This window comes from Peptoniphilus pacaensis, from assembly GCF_900088125.1.
Lineage (GTDB): Bacteria > Bacillota > Clostridia > Tissierellales > Peptoniphilaceae > Aedoeadaptatus > Aedoeadaptatus pacaensis.
Genome location: NZ_FLQT01000003.1, coordinates 48,516 through 64,673 on the forward strand (window position 1 = coordinate 48,516; position 16,158 = coordinate 64,673).

Sequence of the window (16,158 nt, forward strand, 5' to 3'; positions counted from 1 at the left end):
TATAAGTTACAAAAATATGAAAGGCGGCAGGTCATTTGCCATGAAAAAGAAATGTTTACGTAATAATTACATCGCCCGTCGAGACGAAATGCCCGAATCGGCGCGAAAAGAAAAGTCCCGGGCTATTTTTTCTCGTCTCAAATCCCTGGATGAGTACAAAAAAGCGCGGCGAGTTTTTATTTTCGTCTCTATGGGCAGCGAAGTAGAAACCATTGGCTGGCTCGATGAGCTGCTCGAGAACAAAGAGGTCTTGATCCCTGCCACGAAAAAAGGCGATCCGGAAATGAAAATGGCCCGCCTTCTTTCGAAAGACGAGCTCGTTGAAAACTATTGGGGGATTTTGGAATTGCCGGAAGACTTGGTGCCGGAGCGGGAAGAAAATGCCTGCGACTTGATCATTACCCCGGGTCTCGCCTTCGACCGGCAGGGCTACCGGCTTGGCTACGGCGGCGGCTTTTACGACCGCTTCTTCTCGAGCCACGAGGGCTTTCGATTAGGCGTGGGCTTTCACGAACAACTGGTGGATAATCTTCCCCGCAACGAATACGATCTGCCCGTTCACGCCTTCGTATCCGACGCGGATTATCTCGTCTTTTGACGAATGGCGTAGACGATTTCCGCCGCCATGTAAGCGGCGCCGTAGCCGTTGTCGATATTCACCACGGCCACGCCCTCGGCACAGGCGTTGAGCATACTTAAAAGAGCCGCCACGCCCTCGAAGGATGCGCCGTAGCCCACGGAGGTGGGCACGGCGATGACCGGCGATGTGACGAGCCCCGCCACCACGGAGGGCAATGCGCCGTCCATGCCGGCGATGACGACGATGACGTCACAGGCGGCGATGGCGTCCATGTGTTCAAAGAGGCGGTGGATCCCCGCCACGCCCACGTCGTAAAAGCGCGTCGCCTTTACGCCGAAATAAGAAAGACTTCGCACGCACTCCTCCGCCACCGCTACATCGGAGGTGCCCGCCGTCACCACGGCCACAGAGCCTACGGGCTCTTTTTTTGTGCCCGCCGTAGCGGTTTTCGAAAGGGGGTCGTAGTCCAGCTGCTCCTTCAAATCATCCAAGCCTTCGTAAGCCTCGGGCGCCAGCCGCGTAACGAGGACTTCCCCGTTCGCTTCCAGCAGCCCTCGGATGCAAGCTTGTAAGTGGTCCGTCGCCTTTCCTTCTGCGAAAACCACTTCGCCGAAGAGCCGCCGGGCCTTTCGATTTGCGTCTAAATGATAAAATTGTCTGTCGTCTCTCTCCATGCCCTTATCCACCTTTGACAAGTCTTTAATTACGTCACTCGATTGAAATGTGCAATCAACTTTTCCCGATGTTATAATGAATTGAAGGATGTGATGCTTTGGTTCCATTGATTCGCATACGGAATTTGTACCGAGTCTACCACATGGGCGAAGAAAAAGTCTACGCCCTGCGCGGTGTGAATTTAGATATACAGAAAGAAGAAATCCTTTGTCTTCTGGGCACGTCGGGCAGCGGCAAATCGACCCTGCTAAACATGATGGCCGGCCTGGACCGTCCGAGCAAAGGCGAAATTATTATTAACGACAAAATCCATATGGAGAAACTTTCCGAGGAAAAGCTCACGAAGTTTCGCCAATTAAACGTGGGCTTCGTCTTTCAGTCCTATAATTTAATTCCCACATTGACGGCGACGGAAAATGTCAGTCTGGGACTTATTTTTAAGGGCGTCAAGAAGAAGGAGCGGGAAGAAAAAGCCCGCGCCATCTTAGAGCGAGTGGGCCTGGGCAATCGCCTGGATCACAAGCCCAGCGAGATGAGCGGCGGCCAGCAACAGCGGGTGTCCATCGCGAGGGCCTTTGTAGACGCACCGCCCATACTCTTCGCCGACGAGCCCACGGGCAATTTGGATACGAATACCTCGGTGGAGATTATGGAGATGATGTGCGATCTCGCCAGGGAACATAAACAAACCCTGATCATCGTCACCCACGATTTGGAAACCGCCGTCTATGCCAATCGCATCGTCGAATTGCGAGACGGAAAAATCGTGCGGGACGAAACGCAGCAGGTGAAGGAAAAAGCACGGGAGCTGGAACTTCTCCCCCAAGAAAACAACGAGGAGTCACTATGAAAAAACAAGCATGGCTTTTAGCCGGTTGTCTGGTTCTTACAAGCGTCGCGCCCTTTCACGCCGCGGCTACAAACGGTGCGGGCACCATTCCCCCGTCCAAGGTGGAATCGTCCAGTCAGGCACCTATGTCCATATTGGAATTTACCGATATCACCTGGCCCCAAGACAACGGCAAGGGAGCCGACATTCCCATTCGCTTTTCCATTAAAAACAACGGCAAGGGCGGCGCAAAAAACATACGCATTGAGGCGGAGTCCCAGGATTTAAACGGCCTGGTGCCGAAATCCGTGACCACCGTAAACGCCAAGTACTTTGCGCCGAATCAAAAGGAAAGCTATACCTTCGTCTTTCAAATGACGCCGGGTGCCGAAAAGAAAAACTACCCGGTGAAATTAACGGTAGCCTATGTGGACGCAGACACCAACGAAGTCCTCGAGAGCAGGCAGATCGTCACCGTGCGCTCCGCAGGCGGCAGCGCCTCCGCACCCCAAGGCGGCGGCGATGCCTCGGCAGGCGGCGGCTTTTCCGGCGGCGATATGGGCGGCTTCTCCGGCGGCGACATGGGATCGCCTCTCCCCGTCACCGGCTCCGAAGGGGCTCCTTCCGGACAGGCGCCTACGGGCAACAATACGCCGAAGCTGGTCATCGACCACTACTCCTACGATCCCGTGGACGTAAAGGCCGGTGTACCCTTCACGCTCTACTTCCGCATTTTAAATACCAATAGCAAAAAGACCGTGCAAAATCTGCGCGTCGCCCTTTCCGCCGATGCGGCGGAGGCGGTGGACGTACCCACCTCAGGCGGCCAAGGAGCGGATCCGTCGGCGGCGGCCGCACCTTCCGGCGGCGGTGGCGGCAGCGCCTTTATTCCCATCGGCAGCAGCAATACCTTTTTCGTGGATAAGATCAAACCGAAAAACCACGCGGAGAAGGAAATCACCTTGACCACGGCCCCCGACACGGCACCGCGCACCTATACCATTACGGCCACTTTCGAATACGAAGACGCCGAAGGCAATCCCTACACCTCATCGGAAGTCATCGGCATTCCCGTGATCCAAAGTTCGGAAATCGAACTGGGCGATTTAAAAGTCGATAAGGAAGGCTTTGTCGGCGGCGAAATGCCCCTCTCCCTGGAATTTTTTAACACGGGCAAATCCGTGCTCTCCAATGTTATGGTGAAGCTGCGGGGCAATTTCGATGCGGATACCAATACCTACTTCGCCGGCAATGTGGCGCCGGGCAGCTCCCAAACCTACGACGTGAATATTACGCCGACGAAAAAGGGCGAACAGAAGGGTGAGGTCGTCATCACTTACGACGACTCCACGGGACGAAAACAGGAGCTGGTGAAGCCATTCGTCATCAATGTGGAAGACGACATGCCCGCGGAGGATGATGGCGAAGAAAATACCCGCCCCGCATGGGCCGTTCCCCTGGGCATTTTCCTTATCGCGGCCATTTCCGGCGGCATCGGCTTCTACGTCTATAAGAAGCGCAAAAAAGACGGCGGCGTAGACGACGAGGATTTGACGATCTGATGAGTTACCGCGATCTATTCGATATGGCGAAGAAAAATCTCCTCGCCAGAAAACTCCGCACGGGCCTCACCCTCCTCGGCGTGGTCATCGGCTGCGTCTCCATTATTATCATGCTCAGCTTCGGCTACGGCATGACGGAAAACAATCGGCGCATGATCGAAGACTTCGGCGACGTAAAAAATATCAATGTGACACAAAAGGAAGAAGGCGGCAAGGGCAAGGCCCTGACGCGAAAAACCATTTCGGAATTAAAGGAACTTCCCCACGTGGTGGACGTGACGCCGGTTTACAGTGCCAGCGTCGGCATGAAGCTTCGCAAGTACCAAGCGGATTTCGTGGGCATCACCGCCATGGAAAAGCACACCTACGATTCTTTAGGTTGGGAAATGGACAAGGGCAGCTTCTTTCACGGCGACGGCAAGGGCCAAATGCTTTTCGGTAGCGGCGTCGTGGATATGTTTTACGATCCCACTGGCTCCACGACCATGCCCGCCATGGACGATGGCGAAGATCCGCCTCCCATGTTTGACGCGATGGGTAAGACCATGACCATCACCTCTTCCGACGGCCCGATGATGGGAGAAACCGGGTCCGGCACCGGGCTTTCCACGGAAATGAAAGTCACGGGGCTTATCGCCAAGACGAAAAAAATGGATTACGACAACAATGTCTTTATGACCGTGGACGGCTTTATGGATTTAATGGACCGTTTGAAAATGGAGCGGCCCAACACCCACAATTACGAACGGATTCAGGTGCGGGTGGACGATATGAAAAATGCCGAAGAGGTCAGCGACGGCATTAAAGCCCTGGACTACGAAGCCATGGGCATGCTGGAGATGATCAAGAGCATGAACAAGGCCATGACCATCGTCAATGCCATCTTCGCAGGCATCGGCTCCATTTCCTTTATCGTCGCCGCCATCGGCATCGCCAACACCATGATCATGTCCATTTACGAGCGCACCCGGGAAATCGGCGTGATGAAAGTTATCGGCGCATCGATTCAAGACATACAGAAGCTCTTTCTCACGGAAGCCGCCCTTATCGGCCTCATCGGCGGGATCATCGGCGTCCTCTTGAGCCTTCTTCTCAGCGCGGGCTTTAATCTTATCGGCAATCGCTTTGCCATGGCCCAGGGAGCCGAAGAGGCAGTGAAGATCTCCCATATTCCCCTGTGGCTCATCTTCGTGGCCCTCATCTTTTCCACCTTGGTGGGCGTCGCCGCCGGCTACTTCCCCGCCAAGCGCGCCATGAATCTTTCGGCACTGGATGCCATTCGCAGCGATTAAAATGATTCTATTCAGCAAAACGGAAGTCCATTGTTTTTATCTATGGGCTTCTGTTTTTTTATAGAAAATCACAATGGAGATTTTCCGAATTGTCATCCTTTCCACCCTTTTTATTTGGTAAGATATATACATAGTTATTGCATATCTAGAGGAGGAAGAAAACGATGAAAAAATTGAATGTATTGGCTCTGGCTGCCGTTCTGGCATTCGGACTGACCGCTTGCGGTTCCGGCGATAACAGCGGCAACAACGCTGCTGCAAACAATGCCGCCGCTAACAACACGGCTGCTGCCGAAAACAACCAAGCCGAAGACAAAGCGGCTGATGTAGCCGAAGTCGGTGAAATTTCCGGCGAAGAATTAGACAAGATCATGGAAGATAAGGACGCGAAGGAAAAAGTTACGGTTATCGACGTTCGTCCCGCTGAAGATTACGACGCAGGCCACGTTAAATATGCCATCAACATGCCTATCGATACCTTCGAAGAAAATCTCAGCAAGATCGAAGACTTGAAAGATGCCGAAGTTATCACCATTTGCAACACCGGCAAGAAGAGCGGCGAAGCTGCCGACATTCTCGTTAAAAACGGCTTCACCAATGTTAAAAACGCTCAAGGTGTAAAAGACTTCGAATACACCACCATGACCAAGGCTGCCAACGTTCGCGGTCCCGAATTTTTGGAACTCGCTAAGAGCGGCGACTACACCATTATCGACGCACGCGACGCTAAAGACTTCGAAGCAGGTCACTTAGACGGCGCCATCAACGTTCTTGTCGACGAATTCGATGCAAAATATCCCGAACTCCCCACCGACAAGCCCTTCTTGGTTCACTGCTATTCCGGCAACCGTTCCTGGGAAATTGCTAACAAATTAGCTGAAAAAGGCCACAAAGCAATTAACTCCAACGACGGTACGAAAGAATTTGACGGCTTCGGATTGAAGTAAATCAAAAAAGTGCCTTGTCGAAAGACAGGGCCTTTTTTCTTATGTAGTTGTTTATGGAAACCATTTTATTTTTTGCTCGCACGCCGGAGGTCGGTCACGGGAAGACTCGCCTCAGGACCACCCTCAGCGAGGAACAGATTTTTCATATTACTCGAAAGCTCTACGACGATCTTTTAGAGACGCTGACGGCTACCGGCCACCGCGTCGTGGTCTATTACGACGGCAAGGAACCTTCCCTGTCCCTACCCTGCATCCCTCAAAAGGAAGCCGATCTCGGCGAGAGGATGGCATCGTCCATCCGCTCCGAAATCCAAAATGGCCCGGTGATTCTCTTGGGCTGCGATCTTTTAGGCGTGGACTGCGATTTAATCGAGGAAGGCTTTCGCCTTTTAAAAGAACGGGACGTGGTTCTCGCTCCGGCGGAAGACGGCGGCTACGGCATCGTGGGCATGAGGCGATTTGTAGACCTGTTTTCCTCCATCACCTATAGCCGACCCGACGTATTGGAAAAGACCGTAAAAAAGGCGGAGACCGCCGGCGCCACGGTGGCTCTTCTTCCCACGATTCGCGACATCGACTACTTCGAGGATTTGGTGCGCGAGGCCTTGAACAGCCCCGTCGTATCAAAAGGAGAGGATGCTTACGGCACGGTCTACCTCTCCGAAACGGGTAGCCGCCTTTGGATTTTAAAGGATAGAAACCGTGTTCCCGAACATTCTCTCTTCTGCGAGCCGCAAATTATGCTCCCCTTTTACCATTCCATACAAACGAAGGAGGTCAAATGAAAGTCAATAAAAAAATCGTGATGCTGGCCGTTATCGCGGCCTGCGTCCTCGTATATCTGTTTGTCCCCTCGGTCAATCAAGGCATTAACCGAGCCGTTCGCATTTTAACCACGGAAGGCATCGAAGGCATTGCCGCTTACATCCGCAGCTTCGGCGTCTATGCCGTCATCGTGTCCTTTGCGCTGATGATTTTGCAATCGCTGATTTCGCCGATCCCGGCATTCTTTATTACCCTCGCCAACTCCGCCATTTTCGGCTGGGTCAACGGCGCCATCCTCTCCTGGTCGTCGGCCATGGCGGGAGCCGCTCTCTGCTTTTATATTTCCAGGGTCCTGGGCCGCGACGTGGCTGAAAAGTTCACGGGCAAGGGCATGTTGGAAACCGTGGATAATTTTTTCCACGATTACGGAAAGTACGCCATCTTAATCGCCCGTCTCTTGCCCTTTATGTCCTTCGACTTGGTCAGTTACGCTGCCGGCCTTACGGGCATGAGCTTTTGGGCCTTCTTCATCGCCACGGGCATCGGCCAACTTCCCGCCACCATCGTCTACTCCTATGTAGGCGGCACCTTAACCGGCGGCGCACAAAAGTTAATGACCGGCCTCTTGATTTTGTTCGCCGTATCCATCGCGATCTTTGTTGGCAAAAAATTATACAATGACAAACAAAAATCCAAATCAAACGACTAAATGGTGGGGCTACGTCAAGATCATCTTGGCGGCAGCCCTATTCATCCTTATTTTTCGAGAAACCAAGGACTACTTTACGGAAACGCGCATCCGCTCCATGTTGGAGACGGCGGGATTTTGGGCGCCGGTGATCTACATCGGCCTGTGGGCGGTGCTGCCCATCTTTTTCTTCCCCGTCCCCCTTTTGGTGGTGCCAAGCGGATACATTTTCGGCTCGGCCCTGGGCGTCGTCTATACCCTGGCGGGCTGTGCCGTGAATATTACCATCATGTATTTTCTCGCCGCCTCCGTGGCTCGGGACAAGATTTTGCATTTAGTGGAAGAAAAGAGCAACGACAAGATCAAAAAAGTCTTCCTGAGTCCCACGGGCACGAGTCAGGGCGTGTTTTTTATCTTTCGCCTAATCCCTTTGATCTCTTACAATCTGATCAACTACATGGCGGGAGTTTTGCGCATTCGCTTCCTTCCCTATTTTATTCTAAGCTTAATCGGCATTACCCCGGGGATCTTCGCCTTTATTTATCTTGGCGAGCAGATCCACGATCCCTCGTCCCCGGAATTTAAGCTGGCCATTCTCTTTCTCGTCCTTTTGACCGTGGTCTCTCTCATCCTCTTGAAAATCTACAATAAAAGGCAGAACCGTGATTAGTATCGTCATTCCCACTTATAACGAAATAGAGCACATCCACGCCTTTCAAGAGGCCCTGGACGCTTTCGACGGCCGGGCGGAAATTTTGTTTTCCGACGGCGGCAGCACCGACGGCACCTATGATGCCATTCGCTATCCGAAGATTCGAGAAGCGAAGGGCCGCGGCGCGCAACTTGCGGCCGGTGCCGCAAAAGCCACGGGGGACGTGCTCTGGTTTCTACACGCCGACACCTTTTTTCCGAAAGAAGCCCTGGATGCCGTGGAAGCCTGCAAAGCCCCCTGGGGCGCCTTCAAGCTTCGCTTTTCGTCGAAGTCGCCTATGATGAAGGTAGTGGCCTTTAATTCCAACAACCGCATTCGCTTTCGTCGCATCGTCTTCGGCGATCAGGGCATGTTTTTAAACCGGGAACTTTACGAAAAAATCGGCGGCTTTCAACCCATTCCCCTGATGGAAGATTACGATCTGTCCATTCGCCTGAAAAGCGCCGGCTACGTGCCCGAGCTGCTGCCTTTAAAGCTCACCACCGACGCCTGCCGCTTCGAAGAAAACGGCATTTGGAAGACGATTCTGCATATGCAGCGCCTACAACGAGCTTTTCGCCGCGGTGTGGACCCGGCGGAACTCGCCAAGCGCTACTGAAAGGAGCCATTATGATTTCTTACGCCAGGGACAACTGCATCCACTGCGGCCGCTGCACCCGCATCTGTCCCTTTCTGGAGCACTACGCCATGGATCTGGAGGGCTTTTCCCATCGTCCGGATCTGCGCAGCGAGTGCTACCTTTGCGATAACTGCAAGCGAGTCTGCCCGAAGACTATTTCCGGCCGCGAGATCGCCATGGAAATGCGGATCGACGATCCCTTGCCTGCGCGAAAGGTGCGCTTTCAAAAAGATCCCTATCTGCTTCGCAATTTGCAGAAAAAAAACACGAAGACCCTCCTCTTCCTGGGCTGCAATTATCCGGGCCAATATCCGGAAACCTGCAAGGCCTTAATCGCCCTCTGCGCCGAGCGGGGCGTGGATTTTTCCGTGGATTGCTGCAAGAAGCCCATCGAGCAAAAGGGCATCCCCCTCTCCGCCGACAAGATTTTCGATTCGGTGAAAGATCGGGGCATCGAACGCCTAGTTTGCTGCTGCCCCAATTGTTACCGCACCATGAAAAATCGCGGGGACATGGAGGTCATTTCCGTCTACGATTATTTAGAGGAAGAAGGGCTTTTACACACCTTGCCCGAAGAAGACATTCCCGTCTACATACCCTGCGGCGATCGTGAAAATTTGGATTTCTTCCGCGCCATCGAGCCCTATTTAAAGAGCTACCGCATGCCCTACGAATCCATTCACTGCTGCGGTCTGGGCGGCGGCGGAAAGCACAATGCCGACGTGGACGGGACGATTAAAGATCGCTTCAAGGAAATCTACGAGAAGGAAAAGAGCATTTGGACCTACTGCGCCAGCTGCTCCATTCGATTCAACGAATACGGATTGGATCACGCCGTTAACTTCCTCTCCGCCTTTTTAGGCATTTACGAAGCGCCCTCCACCTCTTACATGAAAAATGTCATTTCTTTTAAAGGATATCCCCATGCAAAGTAACGAAGAAAAAAATTGCGCCCAAGTGGTGCTGGGAAGTTTCAGCGAAAGATTCGGCTTAGACAAGGAAAAGGCGGAAGCCTTGGCCGCCCCCTTCGGCGGCGGTCGCTACGCCGGCGAGACCTGCGGCTGTGTCACCGCCGCCACCATGGTCCTGGGCCTGGCCTACGACGGCGCCGACCTTTTTCAAAAGGTCAAGGCCTTCGACGAGGCCTTTGCCGAAGCAAACGGCCACATCGTCTGCAAAGATATTTTGGGCCACGACTTTTCTCGTCCCGGCGAATTGGAAGCGGCTTATGCCGACGGAAGTGTCCAAAGCCACTGCCCTCGCTGCATCGAATCTTCCATCTCTATTTTGAAAAAGCTCTTGGAAGAAGAATAATTTTTCCCATTAGAAAAGGACCTCGCGAAAGAGGTCCTTTTTTCGTGCTAATCCTGTGATTTTTCCATGGCGTCTTCCACCGCCGCCTTCAGACCCTCGGAAGTTTCCGTGGCGCCGGCAATGCCGTCTACCGCCGTGGAATTTTTCTTCGTCATTGCGCCGGGAATTTTTTCCAGCGCGCTCTCTACCTGAGGCACTTGCTGCGGCGATTCGCCGTGGCTCTTCACGACGATCTCGGCGATCCGCCCGTCTTGAACGGTGACGCTCACCACAATGGGCTCGGATTGATTGTACCCCTCTCCCCTGCCTTCGTAGGTGCCGTCTTTGTACGGTCGGTCCTTCCCACAGCCGCTGAGGAAGAGGGCGACGAGCAGGCAAAGGACGAGGAGATTCTTCCTCACAGATTTCATTACTTGCGACTCTTTAAATAGGCCGCGGCATGTTCGTAGACGCCCTCCGTCGTTAAGCCGAAGCGCTTAAAGACGTGGTTGGCATTGCCCGATGCGCCGAAGGATTCCATGCCCAGGGCCAAGCCGTCCAGACCCACGTACTTGTGCCAGCCCATGGTGGATGCGGCTTCCACAGAAATTCTGTTGCGGACATCGGCGGGAAGTACTTCTTCTTTGTATTCCGCCGATTGTTCTTCGAAGAGTTCCTGCGAGGGCATACTGACAACACGCACGCCGTAGCCGTCTTTTTCTAAAGCTTCGGCGCTTTCAAGGGCCAGATGTACCTCGCTGCCCGTGGCGATAAAGATCAGATCCAAATTTCCTGATTCTTTCTTTATGATATAGCCGCCCTTTAAGGCATCCTTGGAGGAGCCCTCAAGCTCCGGCAAGGTTTGCCGCGTAAAGATCATGCTCACGGGTTTATCTTCGCTGTGCATGGCCACGTACCAGGCGGCGGCCACTTCCGTGGAATCCGCCGGGCGGAAGGTGATCATATTCGGAATGGAGCGCAACATGGGCAGATGCTCGATGGGCTGGTGGGTGGGCCCGTCTTCGCCGACGCCGATGCTGTCGTGGGTGAAGATGTAGGACGTGGGTATGCCCATAAGGGCCGCCAGACGTAGCTGCGGTTTCATGTAGTCGCTGAAGACCAGGAAGGTGGCGCCGTAGGAGCGGAAGCCGCCGTGGAGGTAGATGCCGTTGACGATGGCGCCCATGGCGTGTTCTCTAACGCCGAAATTAATATTGCCTCCGGGACGATTGTCCACGCTGTATTGGCCTTCGCCCTTCATATCGCTCTTGTTGGAGGGGCCCAGGTCGGCGCTTCCGCCGAAGAGATTGCCCATACCGGCGGCGACGCGCTGCAGCATTTCGTGGGAGCTGGCCCGAGTAGCCATGTCTTTTTCCACCGGCGCCCAATAGGCGTCCTCGTCCATAAAGGAAAGGTCCTGCTTCTTCGTGTCGTAGGTGGCGAGGAAGTCTTCATACTTTTGCGGGAAGGCTTCCTTATACTCTGCTTCCATGGCCTTCCAAGCTTCGTAGACCTTGCGCTTTTCTTCCATCTTTTCGGCAACCAATGCCTTGACTTCACCGGCCACTTCAAAGGGCGCCACGTCGTAGCCTAATTTTTCCCTGGTTGCTTTATTCTTTTCTTCGCCCAGGGGCGAGCCGTGAACGCCGGCGGAGCCTTCCAAGGGCGAGCCGTAGCCGATGGCGGTTTTAATTTCGATGAGGGTGGGCTTGACCTTTTCCTGTTTCCCCGCTTCCACCGCACGGGTAATAGCTTCGATATCCGTACCGTCTTCCACGATGAGGACTTGCCAGCCCAGGGCGCGGTAGCGTGCGGCGATGTCTTCTTTAAAGGACAGCTCCGTATTGCCTTCGATGGTAATGTTGTTGGAGTCGTAAAGGACGATGAGTTTGCCCAGCTCCAAAGTGCCGGCGATGGATGAGGCTTCGTTGCTGATGCCTTCCATTAGGTCGCCATCGCCGCAAAGGACGTAAGTATAGTGGTCGACGAAATCATAGCCCGGCTCGTTGTACTTGGCCGCCAGGCGTGTTTCCACCATGGCGAAGCCCACGGCCGTGGAAATCCCGGCGCCTAAGGGGCCCGTGGTGGTTTCCACGCCGGGGGTGTGGCCGTATTCCGGATGGCCCGGCGTCTTGGAATCCAATTGACGGAAATCTTTTAAATCCTCCGCCGTGAGTCCCATGCCAAAGAGATGGAACAGGGAATACAAGAGAGCGCTGCCGTGACCGGCGCTTAAAATAAATCGATCGCGGTTGGGCCACAGATGATCCTCGGGATCGAAGTTTAATGTATTGGCCCACAATGCCCAGGCCATGGGCGCCGCGCCCAGGGGAAGCCCCGGGTGACCGGAATTGGCCGAATCGATCTGATCGATGGACAGAGCCCGCAAGGTGTTGACCGCGAACTGTTCGTTATGATTCATGAGATCCTCCTCTGTTTTCTTTCACGACGGTGACCGCCTTTTTATTTCGTGCAATGGCCCACAAAAATTTCGGAATGGCCACCTGCCTCCCGATGCGGGACGGATTTTTGAGCAAGCGGTAAAACCATTCCAGGTGCAGACGAATGAAAATGTCCGGCGCCCGCTTGGCCTTTCCCGCCAGCACATCCAGTACGCCGCCGTTGCCGATGGCCAAAGTGATATGCTCCAGTTTGTCTCTGTTGTTTAAAATAAAGTCTTCCTGCTTGGGAAAGCCCAGACCCACGAAGAGAATGGATGCGCCGCTTTCGTTAACGGCCCTGATCACCGCCGCCTCTTCTTCGGAATTTTCGAAGCCGCGGTGGGCGCCTTTAAAGTAGCCGTGATGCTCCCCGGCCACAATGGGGCCGTATGTCTCTTCCACCCGCCGCTTCGCTTCCCGGGCGATGCCGGGCTCGCCGCCTAAAAAGAAAATCTTCTCGCCTTTTTCTTTCGCCAGTTCCAAAAGGTACAGGGACAAATCGTAGCCGGTGACCCGCTCCTCCAGGGGATGGCCTCCCATTTTCGAGCCGATGACCAGGCCGATGCCGTCGGGCACCACGAGATCCGCCCCGTTCATGATGCGTGCTTTCTCCCTATCGCCTTTTAATGCCATGACGATTTCCGTATTGGGAGTAAAGACCCAGTGGAAGCCGCCCTCGTCTATGAAGTCGGAAAGAATCTTCCGGCTCTCCTCTTCGCTGACGTCGTCCACGGCGGTGTTAAAGATTTTGATCTTGTCCTTAGGATTGCAAAAGTTCGAAGACATGTTGCACATTCCTCCTACTTTTTTCCAAAAGCTCCCCGTGCCGGGTCCGCAAACGCAGGCGCTCCTCGTCCTTTTTGCGGTACATGGCCACCACGGCGTTTAAAAGCTTTTTCTCGTCCATGCCCTCGGCGCAAATATCCGATGGGATGGCCAAGGAATCCAACTGGGCCTTGACCTTGGGATCGTAGACGATGCCCACCGCCGGCGTCTTCGACGTGACGGCGTAAATCAACGCGTGAAGACGCATGCCGATAATGAGGTCGCAGAGGCCGATGATGCCTTCCATTTCCTCCACGGCGTAATTACCGCTTAGGACGTGGCAATGGTCCCTGTGTACCATCTTCGCCTTAATGCTCTCGGCGAAATGTTTGTCCTCGGGATAGTGGAGAGGCGTAAATAAAATATCGATGCCCAATTCTTCATAGACTCGGTCAGCGACGTAGGCGATTTTCGACGCCAGAGCCGGCGCCTTCTTCCACTGGCGCACGGCGATACCCAGGAAGTGCTTATCGCTGTCGATCCCTTCTTCCCGAAGAAGGGCCTTCGCCGCCTCGGGACTGATGCCGTCGATGCCGTAAACGGGATCGGCGGTCACCTCCATGGGCGGTCCGCTGACGCCGATGTCTTTCAGCACCTGCGCGCTGTCCTCATCCCGCAAGGTAATGTAATCCGCCTTGTTTAAAATCCGCGCCGTCAACCTGCGGTTCAGTGCCTTGTGAATGGGGCCGACGCCGTTGGCATAGACGTAGATTTTTTTGCCCATACGCTTGGCCAGAGCCATGACGCCCAAGTAGTAGTACAGGCTTCTCGACGAGGTTTCGTCTTGTAAAAGGGAGCCCCCGCCGCTAATCAACAGATCCGTGTTCGACAGCGCCTTCTTCACGGATTTATAGTGGAAGCGCTGGGTGGCGTTCACGCCGTAGAGCCTGCGGGTTCTCGGCGGATCGTAGGAGAGGACATTTAATTGTACGGTGGGATCACAGGCGCGAATATCGTTGACGATGGCGTGTAAGATCGCATCGTCGCCGCTATTGTCGAAGCCGTAATAGCCGCTAAATAAAACTTTCTTTCCCATAACAATCCATCCTTTTCTCCGCAAGGGGGCTTGCGAGATCTTTTTTACAAATTCGTACGAGGGCAAAGGTCACGGCCAAAAGCAGCCAGAAGGTAGTGGTGATCTTGGTCATGTAGAAGATATTTTCGAATATGCCGTGAAAAAGCATGCCGGCAACCGACGATGCCACCGCCGCGCCCATAATTTTGATATAGCGGTTTTTGCTCTTCAGAGGATAGCGCGCCAGATTGACGAAGATGCTGACCATAAAAATCACAAAGAGCACGAAGCCGATCAGGCCCATTTCCGCAAAGATTTGCAAAAATGCGTTGTGGGCGTGGAACACACCCATGCCGCGCATATACTGTTCGTAAACAATCTTAAAGGGCCGATACCCGAGACCCAGTCCCACGAGAAAGTTGTTGCGGATGATGGTTTCCGTAATCTCCCAAATCTTAAATCGATAGGAGGTGGACGAGTCGGCGAAGTTGAAAATCGTCATAAAGCGATTGACGATGCTCGTGGGCACGACAAACACGGAAGCTCCCATAAGGGGAATGGCCAAGAGCAGGAGCTCTTTTCTGACGAGACAGATAAAGACGAAGGCCGCTACGGCGATGCCCAGCCAGCCGCCGCGGGACATGGTCATAACGAGGGCCGCCATTTGAAAAAGGAACATGGCCAAAAACAAGAGGCGCACACCGTCCCGCTTCGTGGACCAAAAGATGCCCACGGTGAGAGGGATGGCCATGACCAAATACTCGGCGAAAATATTGGGATTGCCGAAAAGCGAATAGGCCCTGGCGCGAATGGGGCTGTTGGAATAAGAATCCACCCACCCCTCCTTCACGTCCACCGCTCCGAAGTATTGGTAAATGCCGTAGACGGCGACAATGGTGGCGGCGACGCTGACGGCGACGATCACGCCGTGGAGCTGCTCTTCGGTCTTGACCTCGTTAATCATAAAGATTAAATACATAAAGCCGCCGGTGTGGATGGCTAAATCCCGTATCGAGCCCATGGGAATGATCGACGTAGCCGTTTGAATCATCATCAGGAGAAAATAGATATAGGGCACGATCTCGTGGCCGGCCACGATAAGGGGATCGTCTTTTTTGATCAATTTTCTAATGAGAAACAATCCGAAGGTGCCGTACAGGAGCACGAGCACCAGGACATCCGGCAGGAAAATATAGCCGAAAGTGGTGGCGATGAGGCTGATCATGGGATTTTCGAAAAAGACCATAAGCCCGATGAGTCCCAGAAAAAGCAAGATGGCAAGAGGGATCTTCGCGCTCAGTCCCACGCCGCCGATGAAAAAGCCCAGGGCGAACAAAAGAAGGGGATTGATCTTTACGCGCGTTTCCATGACTCGGCCTCCTTATCGTGTAGAAAGAGACGCCACAGGCTTTTCACCGCGCACACCACAAGGGAGCTGTTAAGCTTCTCTTCCGTTCCCGTCCCCAGAAAGTTGGCGAGAAGGCCACCGAAAAGAAAGACGACGCCTAAAATGCCGTATATGCTGCGATGAAACAGGCCCAGAATAATAATGCTCAGGCCGAAGCCCATGGAGGCCATGCCCGTTACTTTCAGGGCGGAATCCAAGGAAGCGTAGCTGTCCGCAATGTCGAAACCCACGGAGCCTTCCACGGCGCCTGTGATTCTAATACGCACCCAATGGCAAATCGTGTTGATCAGCCGATAGAAAAAACGGAGGATGCGAAAGAACACGCTTTGGGCGAAGACGCCCTCCGCCCCGTCGAGGGCTCTGCGTAATGCCGATGCCTTCCACTGCCTGCTCACGGCGCCGCCTACGGCAGCGAAAAAACCGTGAAGCAAACTCTGTTTATACCAATTCTCCAATGCCCTTATGATGGAAAGTAAAATTTGAATCAGTACACTGGATTGAATCATA

At 53.8% G+C, this 16,158-nt stretch carries 18 protein-coding genes; 11 read left to right on the top strand and 7 right to left on the bottom strand.

What is annotated here, in order from left to right; genetic code table 11:
- Positions 1–40: 40 nt before the first annotated feature.
- Positions 41–598, top strand: coding sequence for a 5-formyltetrahydrofolate cyclo-ligase (locus tag BN7444_RS00260; protein ID WP_068454166.1), 558 nt, complete (start codon positions 41–43; stop codon positions 596–598).
- On the opposite strand, the gene larB is transcribed toward BN7444_RS00260, so the two are convergent.
- Positions 583–1,254: a nickel pincer cofactor biosynthesis protein LarB gene (gene larB / locus BN7444_RS00265; protein ID WP_135121980.1), complete on the bottom strand. Its 672-nt coding sequence runs from the start codon at positions 1,252–1,254 to the stop codon at positions 583–585. The genes BN7444_RS00260 and larB overlap by 16 nt on opposite strands.
- A 143-nt stretch (positions 1,255–1,397) precedes the next feature.
- Between larB and BN7444_RS00270 the strand changes: the two genes are divergently transcribed.
- The 10 genes from BN7444_RS00270 to BN7444_RS00315 all read left to right on the top strand — a co-directional run bounded on the left by BN7444_RS00270 (position 1,398) and on the right by BN7444_RS00315 (position 9,983).
- Positions 1,398–2,105, top strand: coding sequence for an ABC transporter ATP-binding protein (locus BN7444_RS00270; RefSeq protein ID WP_068458350.1), 708 nt, complete (start codon positions 1,398–1,400; stop codon positions 2,103–2,105).
- The gene (locus BN7444_RS00275; RefSeq protein ID WP_068454169.1) at positions 2,102–3,646 is read left to right on the top strand and encodes a COG1361 S-layer family protein; all 1,545 of its coding nucleotides are present in this window, start codon (positions 2,102–2,104) and stop codon (positions 3,644–3,646) included. Before BN7444_RS00270 ends, BN7444_RS00275 begins: the two co-directional genes overlap by 4 nt.
- Positions 3,646–4,938, top strand: coding sequence for an ABC transporter permease (locus BN7444_RS00280; RefSeq protein ID WP_068454171.1), 1,293 nt, complete (start codon positions 3,646–3,648; stop codon positions 4,936–4,938). The genes BN7444_RS00275 and BN7444_RS00280 overlap by 1 nt, the downstream gene beginning before the upstream one ends.
- A 164-nt stretch (positions 4,939–5,102) precedes the next feature.
- On the top strand, positions 5,103–5,885 hold the full coding sequence (locus BN7444_RS00285; RefSeq protein ID WP_068454173.1) for a rhodanese-like domain-containing protein: 783 nt from the start codon (positions 5,103–5,105) through the stop codon (positions 5,883–5,885).
- 53 nt (positions 5,886–5,938) lie between these two features.
- Entirely contained in the window at positions 5,939–6,670 is a 732-nt protein-coding gene (locus BN7444_RS00290; protein WP_068454175.1) for a TIGR04282 family arsenosugar biosynthesis glycosyltransferase, read from the top strand.
- A complete protein-coding gene (locus tag BN7444_RS00295; RefSeq protein WP_068454177.1) occupies positions 6,667–7,359 on the top strand; it encodes a TVP38/TMEM64 family protein in 693 nt (230 codons plus the stop codon). Before BN7444_RS00290 ends, BN7444_RS00295 begins: the two co-directional genes overlap by 4 nt.
- Positions 7,328–8,008 (top strand): TVP38/TMEM64 family protein, encoded by a 681-nt coding sequence (locus BN7444_RS00300; RefSeq protein ID WP_082941187.1) that lies wholly within the window; start codon positions 7,328–7,330, stop codon positions 8,006–8,008. Before BN7444_RS00295 ends, BN7444_RS00300 begins: the two co-directional genes overlap by 32 nt.
- A complete protein-coding gene (locus tag BN7444_RS00305) occupies positions 8,001–8,648 on the top strand; it encodes a TIGR04283 family arsenosugar biosynthesis glycosyltransferase (RefSeq protein ID WP_068454182.1) in 648 nt (215 codons plus the stop codon). The genes BN7444_RS00300 and BN7444_RS00305 overlap by 8 nt, the downstream gene beginning before the upstream one ends.
- Before the next feature lie 11 nt (positions 8,649–8,659).
- Positions 8,660–9,604, top strand: a complete 945-nt coding sequence (locus tag BN7444_RS00310; protein ID WP_068454185.1) for a 4Fe-4S binding protein — start codon at positions 8,660–8,662, stop codon at positions 9,602–9,604.
- Complete coding sequence (locus BN7444_RS00315) at positions 9,594–9,983, top strand: C-GCAxxG-C-C family protein (RefSeq protein ID WP_068454187.1); 390 nt, start codon at positions 9,594–9,596, stop codon at positions 9,981–9,983. The genes BN7444_RS00310 and BN7444_RS00315 overlap by 11 nt, the downstream gene beginning before the upstream one ends.
- 47 nt (positions 9,984–10,030) lie before the next feature.
- On the opposite strand, the gene BN7444_RS00320 is transcribed toward BN7444_RS00315, so the two are convergent.
- Genes BN7444_RS00320 through BN7444_RS00345 form a run of 6 tightly spaced genes read right to left on the bottom strand, consistent with a single transcriptional unit; the run spans position 10,031 to position 16,157 of the window.
- A complete protein-coding gene (locus BN7444_RS00320) occupies positions 10,031–10,393 on the bottom strand; it encodes an FMN-binding protein (RefSeq protein ID WP_068454189.1) in 363 nt (120 codons plus the stop codon).
- Positions 10,393–12,384 (bottom strand): transketolase, encoded by a 1,992-nt coding sequence (gene tkt, locus BN7444_RS00325; protein ID WP_068454192.1) that lies wholly within the window; start codon positions 12,382–12,384, stop codon positions 10,393–10,395. Before tkt ends, BN7444_RS00320 begins: the two co-directional genes overlap by 1 nt.
- Positions 12,374–13,189, bottom strand: coding sequence for a WecB/TagA/CpsF family glycosyltransferase (locus BN7444_RS00330; protein WP_068454195.1), 816 nt, complete (start codon positions 13,187–13,189; stop codon positions 12,374–12,376). Before BN7444_RS00330 ends, tkt begins: the two co-directional genes overlap by 11 nt.
- Positions 13,164–14,264 carry a polysaccharide pyruvyl transferase CsaB gene (gene csaB, locus BN7444_RS00335; RefSeq protein WP_068454197.1) on the bottom strand — a complete coding sequence of 367 codons (1,101 nt, stop codon included), beginning with the start codon at positions 14,262–14,264 and terminating at the stop codon, positions 13,164–13,166. Before csaB ends, BN7444_RS00330 begins: the two co-directional genes overlap by 26 nt.
- On the bottom strand, positions 14,242–15,612 hold the full coding sequence (locus BN7444_RS00340) for an O-antigen ligase family protein (protein ID WP_068454200.1): 1,371 nt from the start codon (positions 15,610–15,612) through the stop codon (positions 14,242–14,244). The genes csaB and BN7444_RS00340 overlap by 23 nt, the downstream gene beginning before the upstream one ends.
- Positions 15,597–16,157 carry a hypothetical protein gene (locus BN7444_RS00345; RefSeq protein ID WP_068454203.1) on the bottom strand — a complete coding sequence of 187 codons (561 nt, stop codon included), beginning with the start codon at positions 16,155–16,157 and terminating at the stop codon, positions 15,597–15,599. Before BN7444_RS00345 ends, BN7444_RS00340 begins: the two co-directional genes overlap by 16 nt.
- Between the last annotated feature and the right edge of the window lies 1 nt (position 16,158).